The 19909-nt window shown below is 55.1% G+C and carries 17 protein-coding genes; 2 read left to right on the top strand and 15 right to left on the bottom strand.

Annotated elements, in window-relative coordinates; all coding sequences use genetic code 11:
• Positions 1–47: 47 nt before the first annotated feature.
• Together VFO10_RS14945 and VFO10_RS14940 are read right to left on the bottom strand one after the other, a co-directional pair.
• Positions 48–2828, bottom strand: coding sequence for a 7TM-DISM domain-containing protein (locus VFO10_RS14945; protein WP_325141512.1), 2781 nt, complete (start codon positions 2826–2828; stop codon positions 48–50).
• Between the two features lie 5 nt (positions 2829–2833).
• A complete protein-coding gene (locus tag VFO10_RS14940; RefSeq protein WP_325141510.1) occupies positions 2834–5617 on the bottom strand; it encodes a 7TM diverse intracellular signaling domain-containing protein in 2784 nt (927 codons plus the stop codon).
• 286 nt (positions 5618–5903) lie between these two features.
• Between VFO10_RS14940 and VFO10_RS14935 the strand changes: the two genes are divergently transcribed.
• Positions 5904–6287: a hypothetical protein gene (locus tag VFO10_RS14935; protein WP_325141509.1), complete on the top strand. Its 384-nt coding sequence runs from the start codon at positions 5904–5906 to the stop codon at positions 6285–6287.
• Here VFO10_RS14935 and VFO10_RS14930 read toward each other — a convergent pair.
• The 12 genes from VFO10_RS14930 to VFO10_RS14875 all read right to left on the bottom strand — a co-directional run bounded on the left by VFO10_RS14930 (position 6284) and on the right by VFO10_RS14875 (position 16183).
• Entirely contained in the window at positions 6284–8584 is a 2301-nt protein-coding gene (locus VFO10_RS14930; RefSeq protein WP_325141507.1) for a UvrD-helicase domain-containing protein, read from the bottom strand. The genes VFO10_RS14935 and VFO10_RS14930 overlap by 4 nt on opposite strands.
• A gap of 62 nt (positions 8585–8646) precedes the next feature.
• Positions 8647–9207 carry a 4'-phosphopantetheinyl transferase superfamily protein gene (locus VFO10_RS14925; RefSeq protein ID WP_325141505.1) on the bottom strand — a complete coding sequence of 187 codons (561 nt, stop codon included), beginning with the start codon at positions 9205–9207 and terminating at the stop codon, positions 8647–8649.
• Entirely contained in the window at positions 9191–9937 is a 747-nt protein-coding gene (locus tag VFO10_RS14920) for a 1-acyl-sn-glycerol-3-phosphate acyltransferase (protein ID WP_325141503.1), read from the bottom strand. Before VFO10_RS14920 ends, VFO10_RS14925 begins: the two co-directional genes overlap by 17 nt.
• Positions 9938–10007: 70 nt before the next feature.
• Positions 10008–10256 (bottom strand): acyl carrier protein, encoded by a 249-nt coding sequence (locus VFO10_RS14915; protein ID WP_324964654.1) that lies wholly within the window; start codon positions 10254–10256, stop codon positions 10008–10010.
• Between the two features lies 1 nt (position 10257).
• A complete protein-coding gene (locus VFO10_RS14910; RefSeq protein WP_325141501.1) occupies positions 10258–11538 on the bottom strand; it encodes a beta-ketoacyl-[acyl-carrier-protein] synthase family protein in 1281 nt (426 codons plus the stop codon).
• Positions 11531–12010 (bottom strand): FabA/FabZ family ACP-dehydratase, encoded by a 480-nt coding sequence (locus VFO10_RS14905; RefSeq protein ID WP_325141499.1) that lies wholly within the window; start codon positions 12008–12010, stop codon positions 11531–11533. The genes VFO10_RS14910 and VFO10_RS14905 overlap by 8 nt, the downstream gene beginning before the upstream one ends.
• 15 nt (positions 12011–12025) lie before the next feature.
• Positions 12026–12844, bottom strand: coding sequence for an SDR family oxidoreductase (locus tag VFO10_RS14900; protein WP_325141497.1), 819 nt, complete (start codon positions 12842–12844; stop codon positions 12026–12028).
• A gap of 320 nt (positions 12845–13164) precedes the next feature.
• Complete coding sequence (locus VFO10_RS14895; protein ID WP_325141495.1) at positions 13165–14115, bottom strand: ribose-phosphate diphosphokinase; 951 nt, start codon at positions 14113–14115, stop codon at positions 13165–13167.
• 24 nt (positions 14116–14139) lie between these two features.
• Positions 14140–14667 (bottom strand): hypothetical protein, encoded by a 528-nt coding sequence (locus tag VFO10_RS14890; RefSeq protein ID WP_325141493.1) that lies wholly within the window; start codon positions 14665–14667, stop codon positions 14140–14142.
• A gap of 76 nt (positions 14668–14743) precedes the next feature.
• On the bottom strand, positions 14744–15130 hold the full coding sequence (locus VFO10_RS14885) for a hypothetical protein (RefSeq protein WP_325141491.1): 387 nt from the start codon (positions 15128–15130) through the stop codon (positions 14744–14746).
• A 153-nt stretch (positions 15131–15283) separates the two neighbouring features.
• Positions 15284–15769, bottom strand: coding sequence for a translation initiation factor IF-3 (infC, locus tag VFO10_RS14880; protein WP_325141489.1), 486 nt, complete (start codon positions 15767–15769; stop codon positions 15284–15286).
• A 135-nt stretch (positions 15770–15904) separates the two neighbouring features.
• Complete coding sequence (locus VFO10_RS14875; protein ID WP_325141487.1) at positions 15905–16183, bottom strand: hypothetical protein; 279 nt, start codon at positions 16181–16183, stop codon at positions 15905–15907.
• A gap of 96 nt (positions 16184–16279) precedes the next feature.
• Here VFO10_RS14875 and VFO10_RS14870 point away from each other — a divergent pair, with 96 nt between their 5' ends.
• On the top strand, positions 16280–17527 hold the full coding sequence (locus tag VFO10_RS14870) for a hypothetical protein (protein WP_325141485.1): 1248 nt from the start codon (positions 16280–16282) through the stop codon (positions 17525–17527).
• Between the two features lie 37 nt (positions 17528–17564).
• Here the strand turns inward: VFO10_RS14870 and VFO10_RS14865 are convergent, their stop codons facing one another.
• Positions 17565–19835 carry a hypothetical protein gene (locus tag VFO10_RS14865; protein ID WP_325141484.1) on the bottom strand — a complete coding sequence of 757 codons (2271 nt, stop codon included), beginning with the start codon at positions 19833–19835 and terminating at the stop codon, positions 17565–17567.
• Between the last annotated feature and the right edge of the window lie 74 nt (positions 19836–19909).

Raw genomic sequence — 19909 nt, 5'->3', positions numbered from 1 at the left:
AAGTGCAGCCATCGTAGAAGGATGCTTCCTGTCTGGCAAGGGCAGAGTTAAACGACAAGGGCCAGAGATTTCAGAGGTCCCATGCGGCGGAACATATCCGGCGGCAGACTGATATGAAACGAAAAGGGAACGAAACTTTTTTCATCATCACCCTCGCAGTTCAAGACGAGGCGAATGCGCGAACCATGCTGATGCAGAAGGCGGCGGACGGCTTCCATCCCGATGCCCCGACCCGATATGTCACTGACACCGGCGCTGGTGGAAAATCCGGATTCAAAAATGAACTGGGCCACATCTTCGGGCTGCACGGGACTGTGCTGGGGTAAAAAACCTTTGATGACGGCAATCTGTTTGATCAGCTGCAGGGCAAGTCCACGCCCGTCATCGCGAATTGTCAGCGTGAGCCAGCCGGCGGAATCCGGGACCATGCTGATGTCGATGACGCCGCGTTCGTTCTTGCCGGACAGGGTGCGCTCCGCTGCTGATTCAATGCCATGATCCAGGGCATTGCGCAGAATATGAACAAAAATATGCCGCAGCATCTCCGTACACGCGTGGGTCAGGAAAATATCCTTGGCCTCGATGCGCAGCTCGGGGCATTCCTTGCCCAGATCCTTGGCGAGTTTGGGTACGGATTCACAGATCTCGGTCAGAACCTGCTGGGCATTGCGGAAGACATAGGGCACGAGCCTCTGCTTCATCTGGCTGAGGGACCGCGTCACGGAATCAAGGTCCTTCAGTCTTTCGATGTCCTCGATGAACATAATCTCGCGTTCCAGATCCTCGACGCGCAGCTCTATCGTATCCGGCGTATGCAGGGTGCGATTGAGTTTTTTATTGTTGATCCATTCATAGGTCCCAAGGGAGGTCTCCACCTGGGCCAGTTCCGCCAGCAACGCGGCCTTGTCCGCGATCCGGCTGCCTTTTTGAATCTCGCTCAAGGCTTCTTCCGCCATGTGAACGGTATTGGTCAGTTCACGAAAGCCGAGGGACCGGGCTGCGCCTTTGATGGTGTGCATGTTGATGAAGAGCATCTTCAGAATGTCAGGGCGGATGACATCGTTGTTCTGCAAAAGACCGGCGTTCTCGCTCAGAAAGCGGCGCGCGGCTGTGGCGAACTTGCTGAACATCTCCTGATTCACATTGATCAGTTCACCGATGTATTCGAGTTCCTTCTGCTGGTTTTCCGCGGCCAATTTAATAAGCCGCAGATCCGTCACGTCCTTACAGGTCACAAGGATGCGTTCGACCTTGCGGGCTTTGGACAGCATGGGATTCCAATCAATCTCCAGGATGCGTTGGGTGCTGTCGAGGCTCCGATACTGAATTTCCTTGGGCAGGGCCCCCTCATTCATTTCAAAGACCATTTCGTCTTCACCAAAGCTCGCCTCCAGGGCCGCTTTGATCTGATGCCTCTGATCGCCGCTGACCGCGCTGCCTTCCAGGAGAAGATCGAGGGCATTGCTCTCTTCGATCTTCCGGCTCTTGAAAATCTCGCGCAGATGCATGGAAAAGTCCCGGTGGATCGCGAATTTTTCGGGCACGATGGCAAAGATCCCGAGTTTGATGTTGCTCAGTATGGATTTGATATCGCGGGTCTTCTCGTCAACGATCTCCTCAAGCTTTTCGTTCATCTGGCGGACTTTTTGCTCGGAGCGTTCCTGGGCGAGTCGCATCTTGTCACCCAGGGCGATCGAGATCAAAACGACTTCGACCGCGATGCCTATGAAATGGCTCCAGTTGGTGAAAAGACTGATGGGAATGATGCCGGCCAGAGCCAAAGGATTGGCGAGGTTCCCGACTATGGTCAGAAACCAGGCGAGCGTGAAGAAATACGCGGGCCGATAGCGTTTGACACAGGCGATCACGGAGGCGGTGAGCACCACGCCCGAAGCGAGGAACGCATTCACCGTCGCGATTTTTACCGCGATATTGTAGGAGAAGGGCGCAATAGGGAAGACCAGCAGCCCAAGGCCGGCTTCAATAAGCAGAGCCCACTTCACAAGCGGCGCCACGCGATTCATATTCAAGAACATCAGCGAGAAGGTGCAGGCGAAGAAAACCAGCGCGCCGGTCGCCATGATGAAGCCTTCGTTCGCCAGCCAATGCGCGCTTTCCGCAGGAAAGAATACGAGATAGAGGCCCTGATAGCCGAAGTGGTTGGCGATCGAGCACAGGATGAAACAGATATAGAAAAGATAGGATAGGCTGCGGAAGACTATGCCCAGAAAGGCGTTATAGAAGAGCATGACGACGAAGAAGCCATAGATCACGCCCAAAAAAGCGGCCTCGGATGCTCTTTTGCTATCGAATTCCGTAGGCGACCAGACGTGCAGGGGAATCTGGTTCACGCCTTCGGTTTGGACCCGGACGTAATAGGTGTGAACGCCGGGCGGCACTTCCGTCACGAAGACCGGCAGGCGATAGGCGATATCGCGGGTCGCATAGGATACGCGGTCCCCGGCTTCCTTCTTTTGATATTGACCCTGCTCATCAGGAAAATAAAAGGCCACCTTATCGGTGTTGGCATAACCATATTCAAAGTAAGCCGGCATGGGTTTGGTTCCGGGGTTTTCCACCTGGAAACGAGCCCAGTAAGCCGAGCGGGTGAAGCCGAAATTCGGATGCTGCTGATGCGAAGGCACGAAGCCGGCATCAGGAGCGCGCACATCATCAAGCAGGAGGGAACCCGTTCTATCTTCAAGTGTTTCAATGTGGGTTCCAAGGGAAATCCCTGGCATCACGCCGGGCAATCGCAGAATGTCGCCTTCGGCCCGACGATCAAACACGAGCAGCCCTAAGAGCAGGATTATTAACAGTTTCAGCATGGACTTCAGCTCACCATGGCCAGGTTCTGCTCCGCTTCCACGCGCCGGTAAAGGCTGACCGGAAGCGTGATGTGCAAATAGAAAGGAATGAACTCGGAACCGACCGGGACATTGGTCTTATCCAGTTCAATATTCACTGCGGCGCCTTCTTTTTCGAGTATGCGCTTCACGGCATCCATGCCCACGCCACGCCCCGAGATTTCATTGACGCCAGCGCTGGTGCTGAAACCCGATTCAAAAATGAGCTGGGCCAGGGCATCCGCGCCTGGGGCCTGGTCGCTGCTGATAAAGCCTTTGATGATACCAATTTCCCGTATCATGCCGATCGCCAGGCCGCGTCCATCATCGCGAATGCAGAGGGAGAGTTTGCGGTCCGCTTCGACCTTCATGCTGACCGCGATGGTTCCCTGAGGGGCTTTGCCCGACATCCTGCGTTCGGATTCCGTTTCAATGCCATGATCCAGAGCATTGCGGAGGATGTGCACGAAGACGTTGCGCAGGAGTTCGACGGAACGATGGGTGAAGCAGATATCCGACGCTTCAATGTGAATGCGCGGGGCCAGCTTGCCCAGATCCTTGGCCAGGCGCGGCGCCGGCTCACAGAGTTCGCGGAAGACATCGGCCGCGGGACGGAAGGCATAGCGGGCCATCCGCCGCTTCATCGTCGTCAGATAGCTGTTCATGGTCTTATGATCGACGTTCGCCTGAAGTTCTTCAATGGCCTGAACTTCCTTCTCCAGATCCTCGATGCGGACTTCGATGCTATCCATGGTGTGCAGGGAGCGATTCAAGCGGTTCGTGCTGATCCAATCATACTGGGCCAGGGACTGGGCCACGGCTTCGAGTTCACGCAGCATCCGCTCACGATCCCAGGTTCCTTCGCCCTTCTGCAGGGAGGTCAGGGTGTTTTCGGCCTCATGCACGGAATTGGTCAATTCTTTCAGGCCGAGAGAGCGGGCGGCGCCCTTCACCGTATGCATATTGATGAAAAGAATTTTGAGGACATCGCCACTCTGGGCTGAAGCGTTGAGAAGACGCTTGTTTTCTTCAAGGAAATGATGAGCCGAGGCCGAGAACTTACTGAATTTCTCCTGGCTGATATTGATCAGCTCGGCGATGTAGTTCAGTTCCTTCTGCCGATGTTCGGCCTCCTTCTGATAGCGGCGGATTTCCGTCACATCCTTGCAGGTCACCAGAACGCGCTCCACTTCGCCTTTGGGGTTGGTCATGGGGTTCCAGTCCAGTTCAAAGGTCTGCTCGGCATGAGGCGCCTTGTAATGCAATTCGCGCGGAAGGCAGTGGGCATTGGTCTCAAAGGCGATTTCATCTTCGCCCAGGCTGGAGTCGAGAGCCGATTTCGCCTGCTGCTGCTCATCATTGGAAAGAGTGCTGTTCTGAAAGAGAAGAGGCAGCGCGGGGCGATTGTGCAGCTGCGTCTGATGCAGCATGTCTTCAAGGTGCTGCGAATAATCCTTGTGAATGGCGAAACTTTCTTTCTGAATGGCGAAGATGCCGAGTTTGATGTTCTTCATGATCGCCATGATATCGCGGGTTTTCTCTTCCACCTTGCGTTCCAGGTCGGCGTTCAGTTCACGGATCTGCTGCTCGGATTCCTCCTGCGCGAGCCGCATCTTGTCGCCGAGGGCGAGGGAGATAAGCACGACTTCAGCCGCCACACCCAGGAAGGGCCCCCAAAGCGTGAACATGTTGACAGGAATCAAGGACGCCAGAGCCAGAGGGTTCAGCATGTTGCCGACGATGCTCAGAAGCCAGGCGAAGGTGAAGAAATATGCCGGACGGAAGCGGCGGTAGCACGCGAGGCCCGCAGCGGCGAGTATGGCAAAGGCCGTAACGAAAGCATTGGCCGTCGATATTTTGGCAGAAAGGTTATAGGAGAAAGGGCAGAGAAGGACGACGAAGATGCCAATCGCACCCCCGAGATAGATCATCCAGCGGATGAAGCGTGGATGTTCCTTGAGATTCAGAAACGAATAGGTGAACATGGCGCCAAAGGATGCGAAAAATCCTGAAGAGATGATGAAACCCTGGTTGGCCAGCAGCGGACTGATCGAGTCGGGAAATAACACCAGCCAAAGACCCTGGTAGCCAAAGAAATTTCCGGCTCCGGCCAGGATGAATCCAACATAAAGAAGGGAGCTGGCGCTGCGAACGCTCAGTCCGAGCAGAAGGTTATAGAAGACCATGACGAGGAAGAAACCGTAGACCGTGCCGAGGAAGGCGGATTCGGAGGCTCTTTTGCTATGAAAAGCCTCCGGTGTCCAGACCCTCAGGGGAAACTGCACGACGCCTTCGGTTTCAATGCGCATAAAATAGGTATGGATACCGGGCGGAACATCGACGACGAAAACCGGAAGGCGATAGGAAATTTCGCGCACGGTGATCGGCATCTGATCGCCGGAACGCTTCCAGCTGTATTCGCCCTTTTCGTTGGGCATGTGGAAGTCGATGTAATCAGCGTTGGCGTAACCATATTCCAGGAAAATGCGCTGGGTCGTGGCATAGGGATTTTTCATCTGGAAGCGGGCCCAGTATGCCGAGCGGGTGAATCCGAAGTTGGGATTCTGCTGCGGGCTCGATTTCCATGCCTTGGGATCCAAAGCGAAGATATCCTCGCTGGTCATCTGGCGCTGGGCGTCTTCGATGAAGCGCAGCGATGGTCCGATCACCAGTCCATGCATTTCCGTCGAGATTTCCACAGCGTCAGCCCATAGCGGCTTTGCCGTGAATCCAAGAAGAGCAATAAAGAACAGGCGCAGAAGAGTTTGCATAACCTGGGGTCTCCTGTGTAAGGACTTGAGTCCATCCTCGTCATCGACCCATTTCTTTGAAAATCCATCGGGAAAACCCTTAAATCATCGAAAAGTAAGAAGTGCGCAGGTGTACACGCAGGGTGACCAGGCTTTGGCGACTTCACTCCAACGATCAGGCCGTTGACAGCTTCTGCGGCCAATTATTTCAATAGGTTCAATTGGATACGGCATCCATAAGGCAGGCATCGGCTTTGCATTACCGAGGGTTCTGGATTCCGGGGACCTCTCACATGAAAGTCATACCATGAAGAACGAATTAACCCTTCTGTTCAGCATTTCACTTTTTGAAGATGAGGTGGAACAGGAATGGTCCTGGGGCTTCAAGTCGCTGAAAGCCTTCATCCAGTATCTGCGCAAGGATTCGATGCGCGTCTATAGCGAGTTCGAATCGGAAGCCATCCGGGAGCTGATGAAGCTCGATCCCGCTGCGAAGGACACCTTGATTCATGAATTCAATGCGGAAAGGACTCCGACTTTGAAATCCCATCTGGCCAAGCATATCCTGGAATCCATGCCCTATAAACCGGCCTATGATTTTTTAGTGGAAGAGGAAGGCCTTTCTCCCCAGGTTTTGCAGGCAGAGAAAGGCGTTCGTGAACTGCAGAAGCAGGGCATGATTTCCGTTTAATCGGACAGCGTTGGCAGTATCAGCGATTCACGGCCCACGGAGATCACCCAAAGCTGGTGAATCGCTCGGGTCGCTGCCACATGCAAAAGGCGTCTATCCTCGGGCTTGTCCAGATAGATGTTGATGTTGGCGTCCGGTACGATCACGTAATCGAATTCCAGGCCTTTGACTTCCGACGCCGGCGTGATGTCGATGCCCGGACGGAATTCAAATTCGCCGCCCTCCACCAGTCTCACCTTCGGAATATCTTCCAAAAGCTTATAGAGCGACAGCGCGTATTCCCAGGATTTGGTGATGATCGCGATCGAGGCCAGGGGCTCATTCAGCATCAGGTTCGTGAGCGTATCGCTCAGGAATACAGCCATCTGGCCTTCATCGGGGAAGAGCGTCCTGGCCACTGGCAATCCATCGCGGATGGCCTGGGGTCTTTTCGCGGGAGCCAAAGGCCCGAGTATCGCATGCGCAAAGGCCGCGATCGGTTCCGGGGAACGGTAGGTCGTCTGCAGGTGATTCGCATGAACGCGCGGCAGGCCGAGTTCATCGAGGACATGTTCCCAGGATGCGAAGCTGTGCGTGGGATCAATCTGCTGGGCGGCATCCCCGGCGATGGAAATCGCCGCCCCTTCTTCGAGCGCGCGACCGAGGACCTTCAGTTCCACGGAAGCCAGATCCTGCGCCTCGTCGATCACCATATGCGCATAGGTTTTCAGGCGGCCGTGCCGGGACACGTCCTTGCCGCTTTTGAAGTAATGGAGTTCAAGGAGAACGGCAAAGTCCTCGACATCAATCGTGTCGGCTATCGACTGCTCTTTTTCATCATCAATCAAGGAGCGGCCATCGACGGTTTCCAAGACATCGGAGGCATAGCCGCTGTACTGCTGCTCGGCATTCTGTCCCAGCTGCTCCATGACGTGACTCATGGTGTCTTTGATCATGCCGTCTGTGATCTGACCGTTCGCATGCGAGGCGGCCAGCTGGAGTAGTTCATAGTTTGTATAAAGATCCGCGCGATCGCCCACGGTGTTCATGTAACGCTTTCTGCGATCATCAAAGAATTTTTTGATGTTCTGCAGCTGCATCGGCGCGGTATGGCCGGCGTTGGCTTCCGCTTCTTTGATCAGCTGGGCTTCCGCCTGATTCAGGCGATCGAGCATGGTGAGGTCCGTGCGATCCCGCAAAAGTCCGTGGAGATGCTGCGAACCTGGAATATGACGATCGAGCTGCTTGATGATCTCTTCCAACTGCCGCCGTACGATTTCGGGGAAGATCTTCAGAAGAGCGGGATGCCTTTTCAAGCGGCTGACATTGGATGACGTGTAGTCGGAAACGCGAGCCGGCAAAGAACGCAGCATGCGACGGGCCTGCACTTCAACCCAGGCATCAAAGGTCCGCACTTCCACCGAGGCGAGCCCCAGGCTGTCGAGGAGTTTTCGCGAAAGGCGCACAAGGCCTTCCTCGGGCACGACCACGAGTATTTTATTTTGGGGATAGGTCTTGGGATCCTGATGATGCAGGAACGCAATGCGATGCAGAGCCACGGTGGTTTTTCCGCAGCCAGCGCCGCCGAGGATCAGAAGAGGATCCTCCACATCCGCGGTCAAAAGTCGGAACTGTTCCGGATCCAGCAGCGCCGATACATCAGGCCCAGGCGTATTGGTCAGACCAAGGCCCGATTGCAGTGTGCGACTTGCGGAACCGGAGCCCCCGGCAAGATTGGGAATGAAGCCAGCGGAATCGCGGACCCAGCTGCCATCATCTTTTTTCCGATAGCTTTTGCCGAAGGCATGAATGCGCCAGAGCTGGCCGCGAGCAATCGTGACCACGCGGCGCTTCACGACTTTTCCGTAGGCGACCCGGCCCGGCAGTTCCTCTTCGTATTCCTCGCCCTCGCGGTAGTTGAAGAAGATGCGCGAGATCGGAGCGTGCTTCCAGTCGATGATGGGCAGCTTGCGGCTTTCCAGAAAGGTCAAATGGCCGAGCAGCACTTCCCGGCGCTTGCCATTTTCCTCGAGTCCCATATGCGCAAAATAGGGCGATTGTATATCCGGCAGGGTGTTTTTCGGCTGACGTTCCATCAGCGCCCTTTGGGTGTTCATCTGATCGAAGAGCGCCGGAAGGTCAGCGGTCTTGGCCTTGGACGCCTCTTCGCGCAGGTCCTCCAGCCTTTGGGCCAGATGTTCATGGCTGGCCTGCCGCTTGCGGCGGGCTTCATAGATGGCCTCGATCACGTCGCGGAAAATCTCTTCCTCTTCGCGGATCAGGCTCTCTTCTTCGTCCGTTAATTCGTGGCTGCTCATGCATCAGTCCTCGTGTTTGACGGGCAAAGAGCATATAGGGGGACCCCGGTTCTGTCCAGGGCTTATGGGATGGCCAGGGAAGCTGCGACGTAACGACCGTGATGCGTGAGACTCATGGCGTGGGGCAGGGGCTTTCCCTGATGAATCAATTTGGGAATACGGTTTTCAGCCTGAAAGGATAGCTCAGAACGCGGCAGGGAAAGATGCGTGGCCGCCAGATCCAAAAGAAGCGCGCGGGCCTTTTCACTTTGAAGCGCGGGCGTCGGTTCCTCGGGAAAAGCAGCCCTCTGCGAACGACACTGGCACGTCTGGCCATCGGTGGCCAGGGCGAAGATCGCATCGGCGTCTTCGATGAGCTGAAGCTGAAAGGCTTCGTCCTTCCAGACTATCCTCGTCATGTCGTCCGATACGATGAATTCACGATGATGAAAGGGAATGTCACGGGACTGACGAATGGCCTTATAAGCGGCTTCCTTCGCGGCCCAGTAAAACCAGATGAAGGATTCATCCAGGGACCAGGACTGACGCCTCGATTTTTCCAGCGGATTGAGAATGCGATCGGTGAAACGCGGGTTGTGACCGGCTGTGGCTTTGCGATCGACGATGTCATTGCCGAGCCGCAAAATAATTCTTCTCCAGGTTTTCAAGGCTATCAAACATCTGCATCGTGATTTCCTTCTGGCCGCGACGGCCCGGAATCACTTTGCAGTCGCAGACTTCGACGTCCAGGAAAAATTCCTCGCCGTAGCGCGGAAAGAAACTGTAATTGTCCTGGCCCTTGCCACGCAGGTAAACGCAGACGACGAGGGTTCTTGGGTTATCCTGAATCAGCTGACCCACGCCGTAGACAGCGGCGTCACGATCGACGCGACCGATGCGGGTGCGACCGCCTTCGGGAAAAACGCAGATGAAATCACCCTGATGATTGAGCCAGGTGACCTTCGACCACGAAAGCTTCCGCGATTCCACAGAGCCGCTCCGCTCCACGTACACGCACTTGCCGAGGTAACACATCAGCCTTGTCAAAGGGTTGACCCCAAAGTTCTGCAGCTCGGGAATGTTCCAGGGAAAGCGTTCGAAGTGGGTGAAGAGGGTCGGGAACGGGAAGAGGAAGCGCGTGATCAGCATCGAATCGATCATGGTCATGTGATTCGCGCAGAGGAGCACGGGCCGGTTCGGATGATCTTTCAGAATGCCTTCCAGCTTCTCGCGCACCGCTTCACGATTCAGGCAGCGGTAACCACCCACGAAGCGCAGCAGAAACAGAAACAATGGCCCAAACCAAAAGAGGTTGATCCAGCCCCAGAATTTCTGGACGCGAAGGGATATGCGATGTCTGGCTGCGAGTTCCACAGTCGGGCATTCCAAAAGGAAAAAAATAACCCAGCTCAAGGGGCGAGCTGGGTACCTTGATTGCTTAGAATCAGTGCAGCAGGTCTTTTACGAGTTTGACCGCATCGCCGATGGTGTTGATCTTATCGGCATCATCGTCGCTGATTTCAAGATCGAAGGTGTCTTCGAAATCGAGAACGATATCAACCAGACGCGCAGAGTTCACCTGCAGGTCGTTGATGATGTGGGTTTCTGGGCTCAGAGTCTTGAGGGCTTCTTCGTTCTTCGCATGCTTCGAGATAATGCGGACGACGTTCGAGTAAATTTCCTGTTGTTCCATGTCACTGACTCCATTTTTTGAAAATGATACAGCTATTTACATCCCCGAATCCAAAACTGGCTTTGGCCGCGATGGAGATCGGCATGTCAAGAGACTGTTTGGGCACACAGTTTTCAAATGCCTGGACTTCTGGATGGAAGTCTTCGCAGTTGCGTGACCCATGCACAAATCCGTGGTTCATCTGCAAGAGAGTGGCAACCGATTCGATTGCACCCGCCCCACCAAGAGCATGTCCGATCATGGACTTCGTGGAATTGATCCGTGGGAATCGATCAGGACCGAGTTCCAATGCTTCAGACCAATTCCTAACCTCCATGGGGTCAGCCATTGTCGCAGTGAGATGACCATTGATGTAGTCGATACTATCAGGAGAAATCTCAGCTTGCATCAAGGCTTTTCGTATACATACCTGGACTCCCGGAGCGCTTGGCGCGGTCATGCTGCCGCCTGCACGCATCCCGCCGGAGTTCGCAGCTGTTCCGATAATTTCTGCATAGATCTTAGCACCACGTCTCAGCGCGGTTTCCAATTCTTCAATCACCAGGATCCCGGCACCACTGCCAGGAATAAATCCACCGGCGCTTGCGCTCAATGGGCGTGAGGCAGCTTCCGGATCGTGGTTATGACCACGATTGAGTACGCGCATGGAATCAAAACCGGACCAGATATGCGGGTCTGATCCTTCCGCACCCCCGACCACCATGCGATCGGCCAGACCCCATTGAATGGAGCGTACGCCCATCACAATGGCTTCGGTTCCGGTGTTGCAGGCGGAGCTATTGCTCGTCACCTCACCACCCAAACCGAGCAAACCGCCGACCCGCGCCGAGGCACCGCTGGCCATGATCTGTTCCACCACGGACGAGCCGAGGCGTTTGATCTTGTGCGCAGCGACGTTGGGGTAAACTTTATCCGAGAAGGTATCGAGTCCACCGATGCCGGTGCCGATGATGGCGCCGGTATCTTCCATCGCTTTGTCCGCGTTCGCCGGCACGGGTTTGAGGCCCGCATCCGCAAAGGCTTCCAAAGAAGCGATCGCAGCATAGGTGATGTACTCGTTCATAGCGAAGCGAAGATCTTCCGAGAAGAGCGTCTCGGCAACTTCCTTCATGCCCTGGGGAATGCCACCGACCTGGCAGGCGAATCCAAGTTCCTGCAGGCGGGGAATGAATCGCAAACCCGAGCGCGTCGCACGCAAGGCTTCCACAAATTCCGCGCAATTTTTCGCGTTGGGGGCCACGACGCCAAGGCCTGTGACCACCACTCGTCTCTGCTTATGCATTGTTACTCTTCACTCCCATGCCGGCCATCGTACCGGATGCGGCCAGAACTTCGCCAGGAAGATAAAGATCGATTTTGGCTTTCAGCTTGCCGCGTCGCCAATAGACCTGTTCCGCCTTCACGGTCACCGTATCGCCTGGCAGCACTGTCTTCAAAAATTCCACTTGGCTTTCTTGAAACAGGGTCACGTATTCCGAAGGATCCAAACCCGCGCTCAGTTTCAGATGCATAGCGAATGCCACGAGCCCGATCTGAGCCATGCATTCGACCAGCACCACACCGGGTGTCACGGGATTCCCTGGAAAGTGGCCGCGATAGAACCATTCATCTTCACGGAAGGTGTACTGGCCCACGATCCTCTGCTCGTCGACTTCAATGATGCGATCGACGAAGCGAAAGGGCTCGCGCTGAGGAACCAGCGACAGGATCCGCGAAAACTTTTCTTCCAGCGGAAGATCTTGATAAGAACTCATAAATGAACAGCTCCCTTAGCCGCTGATGCTTTCGCCGCCATCAACGCGAATCAAGGCGCCGTTGATGAAAGAGGCTTCGTCGCGACTGAGAAGATAAACCACGCCGGCCACGTCTTCCGGCGTCGTCATGCGGCCGAGCGGGTTGCGCTTGATCGCATGTTCTTTCATGCTTTCACTGCCTGGAATCAGGCGGAGAGCAGGCGTATCGGTAATGCCGGGCTGCAGGATGTTGCAGCGGATGCCGTGCGGGGCGAATTCCTTGGCAATGGTACGGGCCATGGATTCCAGCGCGCACTTCGCGGCCGACACGGCAGCGTAGCCAAGCCAGGCGACCTGGTTGCCTTCCGAGGTCAGACCAAACACGCGCGAATCAGGGGCGAACATGCCGCGCTTATGAATGTCCTGGACCCAGAAGAGCAGACTCGTTCCCATATTATAAATAGTTTGGGAGACGTCCTCTTCGTTCAGAAGGTTGCTGTCGTCATAGGGTAGGCTCGGATCCGACTTGGGCGCAGCGAGCTTGAGGTTGCCAAGAGCGATGGAGTGCAGCAGAACGCGGATTTTGCCATCGTGAAGCGTGTCCGCGATGTTGTTCAGAATCGCCTGACGGCCTTCGTTGCTCAGAGCGTCCATGTTGTACGCTTCGAGTTTCACGCCCATGGCGCGAATTTCATCAAAGGCGGCATCGACGGTTTTCATGGAACCGCGACGGTCGCGATGAACGACAAACAGATTGTAGCCGTTTTGAGCGAGTTTCTTGGCCGTGGCCAAACCCATACCGCTGGAGCCCCCTAGAATGAGAGCCCAGTTATTAGACAATACGTTACCTTGCACTTTTGACTCCTCTCTTGATCCCTCTGAGATGGATCACCTCTGTCGTGCCTGGAACGAGGTGATCTTTGGTCAATACACCCGTGCGCTCAGCACTGTCCACCCTAATTTCTTTTGCATGTCACGATGCTACGCACAAATAGGGCAAAAAAAGCTCCCGGACTGTGGCTAAATTACAACAAAAGCTTGGCGCATCAAAAGCTTCGGCGAGGTGGCCGGGATGAGCCGACAGGAAGGATTCGGAATGTCAAAAGGGGCAGGCAATACAGCCTGAAGGACCTGGTAAGCGGACCTTTGAGGCCCGCTGGGACGCTTGAGCTGCCCTAGTTCGGGAAGAGCTCACTGACGGATTCATTATCATGGATATGTCGAATCGCTTCTGCGAAAAGGGGTGCAACCGACACGATCTTGACTTTCGGGCTGAGCTTTTCGAAGCGATACTCCACACTATCAGTAATGACCAGCTCATCAATGATACTCGCATCCACCTTGCTCATGGCCCCTGCGGTCAAAACCCCATGGGTGACGGCCGCGACGATTTTTTTCGCGCCTTGCGCCCGCGCGGCCTGAGCCATCGCGATCAGAGAGCCGCCTGTGAAGATGATGTCATCGACGATCAGCATATTCTTGTCTTTGACATCACCGACGATGTTCCACACCTGAGCGCTTTCGCTGTGATCCTTGCGAATCTTGTTGCCGATCACGACCGGGCAACCCAGTTCCTGGCCAAACTTGAAAGCATTCTTGCCGTAACCGACATCGGCCGAGGCCACGACCCAGTCCTTCAGATCGAGTTTGCGGAAATAATCGGCGAGCACGCCACGGGCATTCAGGTGGTCGACAGGTTTGCGGAAAAATCCCTGGATCTGTGGGCTGTGCAAATCCATGGCGAGCACGCGGTCGATGCCGGCGGCCTCCAATGCGTCCGCGCAAACGCGTGCGCGAATCGAAACGCGCGGCTCGTCCTTCTTATCGCCTTTCGCATAGGAAAAGAAGGGAATCACAGCGGTAACCTTGGATGCCGAAGCCAGTTTCAGAGCATCGACCCAGAACATGAGTTCCATGAAGTTTTTATCAACGGGATAGCATACGCCCTGAATAATATAGCAGTCCTTGCCCCGCACGCTTTCGAGCGCCCGTACGAAGGTATTCCCTTCGCTGAAGGTCAGCACTTCCGATCGCGTGGGTTCGATCCCAAGATGTTTACAGATGCTTTGGCCGAGACTTGGACAAGCGCTGCCAATGATGACGGCTGTATTATTTTTTTGCGGCATGCTGCTCTTTACCTATGCGCGTGATCACCAACCCAACAACTTAAAGCCCACTTCGAATTGAAGGCAGTCGATCATAGTCAATGCGTAAGCCGAACGCCAGCCTTTCTCGGGCACAAGCCGCCTCCAGCTGAGGCTGGCGTCTATTTTTCCGTATTGAGCGCGATAAAGATCATAGCTGACACCGGCTTCAGTGACCTGACTGATGGAGCGATGCGCGCGCCTTTCGTCGTATGCGCCGTCTGTTTGGTCCTGCTCTTTCTTATCCGCATCGAGCGGAGCTTCCTTATCGTAGATACGCATCTGACCAGCGCCCACGCCTCCCCATAGACTCCAGGAACCTTCGGAATAGCCTAGAAAAAAAAGGACGTCGTTGCCGTGAATGTCATAACGGAAACTGGCTTCGGGTGCGTCCTGCAGCCGGTAAGCGGTAAGGTCGAGGCCGGCGATAAGGTTCAGGCGCTCCTGAAAAGCGCCCAAACGGAAGGTTCCGTAATTGCCCCAGGTCGTCAGATCGCGATCCTTGGTCTGAACGAAGGTGGGACCAAGTCCCATGCGTGCTGTCGTCAGGGGGACGGCGGCCGTGGCCAGAGAGCTGGCCCCGAACCACAGTCCTGCGGCGACTCCGAGACTAAGCCTGCTTTTTCTTCGCCTGGCTTTGACCGAGCCGATAGTCATTGAAGATTTTGGGCGTGATGCCATAGACAAAGGCGTCGAGTCCTCCGCGGTGCCGGACTTCATTGTTGGGCTGGGTTTCAATATATCCCCTTTTTTGCAAAGCTTCGATGGTTCTTTGCAGTTTCACATCGCTGAGCTGAGTCGCCTCCTTAAGGTCCTTCAGGTGTGACCAGCGCGGCTGGAATTCATCCATGAATCGCTCCACACTCTTCCACGCAGACGAATAGCGGTCCCCCAGTTCATGCTTGCTGGCCAGATGGTAGAGCACCAATTTTTCGTTGGCATGTTCCAGATCGGTTTTCCAGATGGCATCGACGGCACGATTGTCCTGCTCTGTCATAGTCCGCTCCTTTCGAACGAAGTGTTGGTCATGGGATGATCATAACCAAGGTCCTATGAAGCTCCAATGAGAGGAGTTATGTGGGTGGAAATGCCGATACCCGCGTTGCCTCTTGGGCGACGCGGGTTATGCAGTCTCAAAGGAGCATAAGAATTATTTTGCAGGTTCCAGGATAGCTGTCGCGATGGGGCCCGGAATCTTGTTGGATTTGCAGGCGATCGTGACCGTGCCGATCACCTTGTCAATCAGGTCATGGGCGCGCTGGGGGTTATCGCGTTCGCGACCCTTAAGGCGGACCACGATTTTCACCTTGTCTCCGCGTTCCAGGAAGCGATCAATATTATTCACCTTGGTCTGCAGATCGTGATCCGAGATATTCGCCTTCAGCTGAATCTCTTTCAGATCGGAGGTCTGCCGATTGGCTTTTTGTTTCTTCTTTTTCTCGTACTGCAGCTTTTTGAAGTCTTCGATCCGGACAACAGGCGGAACAACTTCCGGCGTGCTCACCAGGACGAGGTCAAGTCCCTCTTCTTCCGCGATACGCAACGCTTCACTTGCGGTGACAATGTCATTGCGACCTTCGCCTACAAGCCGAACCTCTTTCATGGTCCTCAGATCAGAACGCTCTAGTACTTTCAAAAAGATCTTACTCCTATATGGTAACAGTCGGCCAAGCCTTGTAATGACCACGTATGCTCATACGGCTGAGTCCGGGTTTGGCAACCTTAATATAGCGGCAGGGCGATGGGGGGGCAATGAAAAAAAGTGCGTAGTTCATGAATGTTCGCGGTTTTGACCTGCTTTGGCGCGGGCTATGGCCGCTTCCATATCATTGGCCATGACATCAACGACCAATTGGCTATCCAGACTGCTGAATAGCCAGGGAATCCGTTCGTGGGGGAAGTTGCTCATGGCCTTGCGGATGCTCTCGGCCGTCCGCGGGCCACCGAGGGCCACGATCAGGGCATCCTTCTCGGCTTCGCTCAATGGGGCGCGGGCTGCCGGGAGCTGGGACTTGAGGCCGCGGAGTTTCGATGTGAGATCGTCGGTCATGTCATGCTATCCTGCGAGCTGAGTTCTTGCCAGGGGCCACGAATTTCGTTAGCCTTGCCGCCTTTCTTAGCCACCCTACTAGCGGACCATCTTGCCATGATTGAACTGAAAGCTCTCTTGCAAAAAGACGATCCATTCCTGCGTCCGTCCCGGCTCGGGAGTCATAACTTTCCTGGTATATGGACGGCGATGATGCCGCGCGAACTCTTTGGGCTCAGAATCCCGGAAGAGCGGCGCGCGACCTGCATGAATTGTCCGAAAGCCGCTTATGAAGGCTATCGGCGCGACTTTCGCTGCTGCACCTATCATCCGCGCGTGGCGAATTTTCTTTTGGGGCTGGCGGCGGAAACTCCCAACGGCGAAGCGGTGCTCGATAAACTCCTTGATCGCGGCATGCTGATCCCGGAAGGCATGCACTATGCGCCTTTGCAGTGGGTCGATTACCTGGATGATCTGCAGAAGGATGCCTTTGGCCGCAGTGAAAAGGTGCTGTGCCCGAACCTCGATCAGGCGACGGGCTACTGCAATATTCACGCGTTCCGCAATTCCGTGTGCTCCACCTTCTTTTGCTACAAGGATCATGGCGAGGCCGGTGACAGCTTCTGGGATCAGGTCCAGGTCCTGGGGAGCCAGGTGGAAATGGCCTTGGGCCAATGGGCCCTGGCTCAGGCCGGGTTTGATTTGGATCGCTATTTTAAGGCTTTTGATAAGCTCGCCAAAAATATTCATAAGACATCGGCCCCGAGCGGCTGGCAGGATGAAGCGCGCGAACTCCTTTGGGGAAGCTGGCTCGGCCGTGAGAAGGAACTCATGCGGGCCTGCGCCGCAGCCGTGGTTCGCGAGCGGGACAACCTCTGGGAGATCGCCAACAGCCAGCCGATCCGCGAATCGGTGCCCTTTGACAAGGCGATGGTGAAAGCGGTTCCCAAACGCCTTGAGGATCAGATTGATCCCGAGGATTTGGAAGAAGGCGGCGGCGAAACCGTGCGGCCGAGCGTGATCTGGCAGGACGTGCTCAAGGCCTATGGGAAGCTTTGGGATCTGCCCGAGGGTTCCTTCATGCTGAATGGCAAGGTGCGCATTCATCCGAATCCGCAGGCGACGCCGCATGATCAGTATTATCAGGATAAGCCCTTTATTATTTTTTATCATACGCGCAAGGCCAGCAAATCCGTCGAGTGGAAACTGGCCATCTCCGCCGAGCAGAAAGCCGTTCTGGATCTCTTCACGGACGAAAGCCGCGAGCTGGATGCGACGCTCCTTATGGAGCCCGCCGTGAAAGCCCTGGAAAGTGGCAAAGGGTTTTTGGCGGAAATGCTGCGAAGGAAAGTGCTGGTCGCGTAAAGAGAAAGAAGGTGGGCCAGCGCCCACCTTTTTTTTATCAGGTGACGGTGTGCTGGGTGCGGAAGGTCAGAAGGAACTTCAGACTTTCAAACGCCGCTTCACGAGGATAGCCAAAGCGCTTTTCCAGATTCCTATAGGTCGTCTCGGCCAGAGCCAGGTCATCGTCCTTGAAGTTCTTGGCCTCGTCCGTTCCCAGGACCAGCATCGCCTTGAAGTTATCTTCCACCTGCTTTTTCTGCTCTTCGTAGTAGTGCTGCTTGATCGTGTCCATGTACTCATGGAAGATCTTGCTGACCACGATCGCGGCGGTGGGATTATCAATCTTGAAGGCTGCAATACGGCCGAGGAGCGCCTCACGGTGTTTTTCGATCGGACCGTTCACCTTCAGAATGCGCTCCACATCGCGCATCAGGTTTTCATTCGGCTGCTCATAGTTGCCGGTGATCTTGTTATAGAGCTTCTCACGCTTGACCTGGGCCACCACGTTTTCGATGTAACGGCTCAAAAGCGTTTCATACTGCTCTTCGTCCACCAGAGTCATGGAGGCCGTGACTTCCTTTTCAAAGACATCGGCGAAGTCGCGTTTGCAGACCGTGATGAATTCCTGAGGCTGGTGATATTTCCCGCGCGGCTCCAGCTGCAGAAATTCATAGACCGTGCGGTCCTTCACAAGACGCTCCAATTCATCAAAGAGCGCCATGGGTGTCAGAGTGGTGTGTTTTGGATTCTGCACCGCCCGATAGAGGATGCTGCGCACTTCGCGAGGTGAGGCCCCGAAACGCCCTTCATAGGCCACGACGTTCTGATATTCATCCAGGATGGCTCGACGGAGTTCACGCAGCGTCGCCTCTTCCTGTGGCTTGAAAAGAGGCAGGAGCGTTTCGCCCTCGTAGAGCTTAATTTTATGCCGTGGGTCAAGACGTGCAATCAGCGCCCTGTACTTCGAATCATAATAATCCGGGTTCGGCTGCTTCAGACGAGTCATCACCGCCCAGAGACAGAGCATCTCCAGAGCATGCGGCGCGATCGGCTTGCTTTTCCCCAGCGCCCGCATGTCCTGGGCATAGATCTGCTGCTCCAGAGAAGGTTTTAAAAGATAGGGTGCGGTCACGAGTTCAAAGCGCGAACGGAACGAGGCGAAGTCAGGAATCGTTTTAAACGCGTCCAGATGCTTCTCGTTGGTGCTGGCAAAGAAGACGACGTCCACATGCGTGGTGGATGAGGGCAGGTTCACGGACCCCTTTTCCACCGTCGTGAGAAGATATTTGAAGGCCTCGATCGGGCGCTTCAGCATATCGGAGAATTCCAGGATCCCGCGATTGGCCTCGACCAGGGGGCCTTCCGCCTCGTGGAAGCTGATGTTATGCAGAACAGGCGGCAGGTTGGCAATGTTGCGGTCGATGGTCAGCTGCTTTTCATAAGCGTCGATCGACATCTGGGGTTCGACCGTGCCGATACCGACGCGATACTGCTTCGAGAAGAAAAAGCGTTCGACCTGAACATGCCGCAGGACTTTCGCCAGGTCGCCGTCATACGCCGCCAGCAGATTTTCCCAGATCAATTGGTTGCGTTTGGAAAGACCCGAGAGCAGAATGTGCTGAGGGATTTCCACTTCGGATTCAGGCACGCCTGTTTCCTCGGAAATCCATTGTTTGAGCCAGATGGCGCGCTGCGGCATCGGGATCAGGAAGATCGGATTTTCCTTGTATTCGGAGTGGATCTTGGACGCGATCTTGCTTTCATCGAGGAAGGCAAAGGAATCTTCACGGATGCTGCTGTCCTCGCCCTGGATGCCGCTGAAGCCGATCGGTCCCACGGCGCCCATCGCTTTGGACGTCAGCGATTTATCGGTGGGAAAGATCCAGTTGAAACGATAGACGGCACCTTCCTCGGTTTCCGAGTAACGTTGCATGGCATGGCCGATGGATTCGATGATCGAAGTCTTGGCCGAGCCGTTGGGCCCGTGCAGCATGATTAGTTTGTTTGAGTAGCCCTGGCGGACGAAGCCGGTGATGACTTTGAAGATCTCGTCCTGCACGCCTTCAGACCCAACGATTGGAACGTTCTTGTGCGTGCCGAGGTCGAAAACTTTCCAGCGCGCGAAATCCTCGAGGCCATTGCCTGGCTCGGTGCGGCCGAAGTGATTGAAGGTATCGTAAAGATATTGGGCGGAGTTGCGAATCAAGTGACTCGGGCGCTCGCGCAGCTTTCGAAGAAAACCGCTGAAACTCAGGATGACCTGCCTTTCCTGAAAGAGCGAGCGCGACTGCTGATTGAGTTGATAGAGGAGATCTGTAGCCTCTGCCATGGGTCCTGCCTCCGGCTGACGAAAGTTCATTCCCCGTAGCATAACAAGGGCTGCATCGTTTGTCAGCGAGAGTC

The organism is Oligoflexus sp. (assembly GCF_035712445.1).
Lineage (GTDB): Bacteria > Bdellovibrionota_B > Oligoflexia > Oligoflexales > Oligoflexaceae > Oligoflexus.
The sequence above is the reverse complement of the archived record's forward strand: the minus strand, read 5'-3'. Positions and strand labels throughout refer to the sequence as shown.

Excerpts from the sequence above, each read along its gene's own strand:
- VFO10_RS14945 (WP_325141512.1), bottom strand. The coding sequence starts at position 2,828 with ATGCTGAAACTGTTAATAATCCTGCTCTTAGGGCTGCTCGTGTTTGAT.
- VFO10_RS14940 (WP_325141510.1), bottom strand. The coding sequence starts at position 5,617 with ATGCAAACTCTTCTGCGCCTGTTCTTTATTGCTCTTCTTGGATTCACG.
- VFO10_RS14935 (WP_325141509.1), top strand. The coding sequence starts at position 5,904 with ATGAAGAACGAATTAACCCTTCTGTTCAGCATTTCACTTTTTGAAGAT.
- VFO10_RS14930 (WP_325141507.1), bottom strand. The coding sequence starts at position 8,584 with ATGAGCAGCCACGAATTAACGGACGAAGAAGAGAGCCTGATCCGCGAA.
- VFO10_RS14915 (WP_324964654.1), bottom strand. The coding sequence starts at position 10,256 with ATGGAACAACAGGAAATTTACTCGAACGTCGTCCGCATTATCTCGAAG.
- VFO10_RS14910 (WP_325141501.1), bottom strand. The coding sequence starts at position 11,538 with ATGCATAAGCAGAGACGAGTGGTGGTCACAGGCCTTGGCGTCGTGGCC.
- VFO10_RS14905 (WP_325141499.1), bottom strand. The coding sequence starts at position 12,010 with ATGAGTTCTTATCAAGATCTTCCGCTGGAAGAAAAGTTTTCGCGGATC.
- VFO10_RS14895 (WP_325141495.1), bottom strand. The coding sequence starts at position 14,115 with ATGCCGCAAAAAAATAATACAGCCGTCATCATTGGCAGCGCTTGTCCA.
- VFO10_RS14890 (WP_325141493.1), bottom strand. The coding sequence starts at position 14,667 with ATGGGACTTGGTCCCACCTTCGTTCAGACCAAGGATCGCGATCTGACG.
- VFO10_RS14885 (WP_325141491.1), bottom strand. The coding sequence starts at position 15,130 with ATGACAGAGCAGGACAATCGTGCCGTCGATGCCATCTGGAAAACCGAT.
- VFO10_RS14875 (WP_325141487.1), bottom strand. The coding sequence starts at position 16,183 with ATGACCGACGATCTCACATCGAAACTCCGCGGCCTCAAGTCCCAGCTC.
- VFO10_RS14870 (WP_325141485.1), top strand. The coding sequence starts at position 16,280 with ATGATTGAACTGAAAGCTCTCTTGCAAAAAGACGATCCATTCCTGCGT.
- VFO10_RS14865 (WP_325141484.1), bottom strand. The coding sequence starts at position 19,835 with ATGGCAGAGGCTACAGATCTCCTCTATCAACTCAATCAGCAGTCGCGC.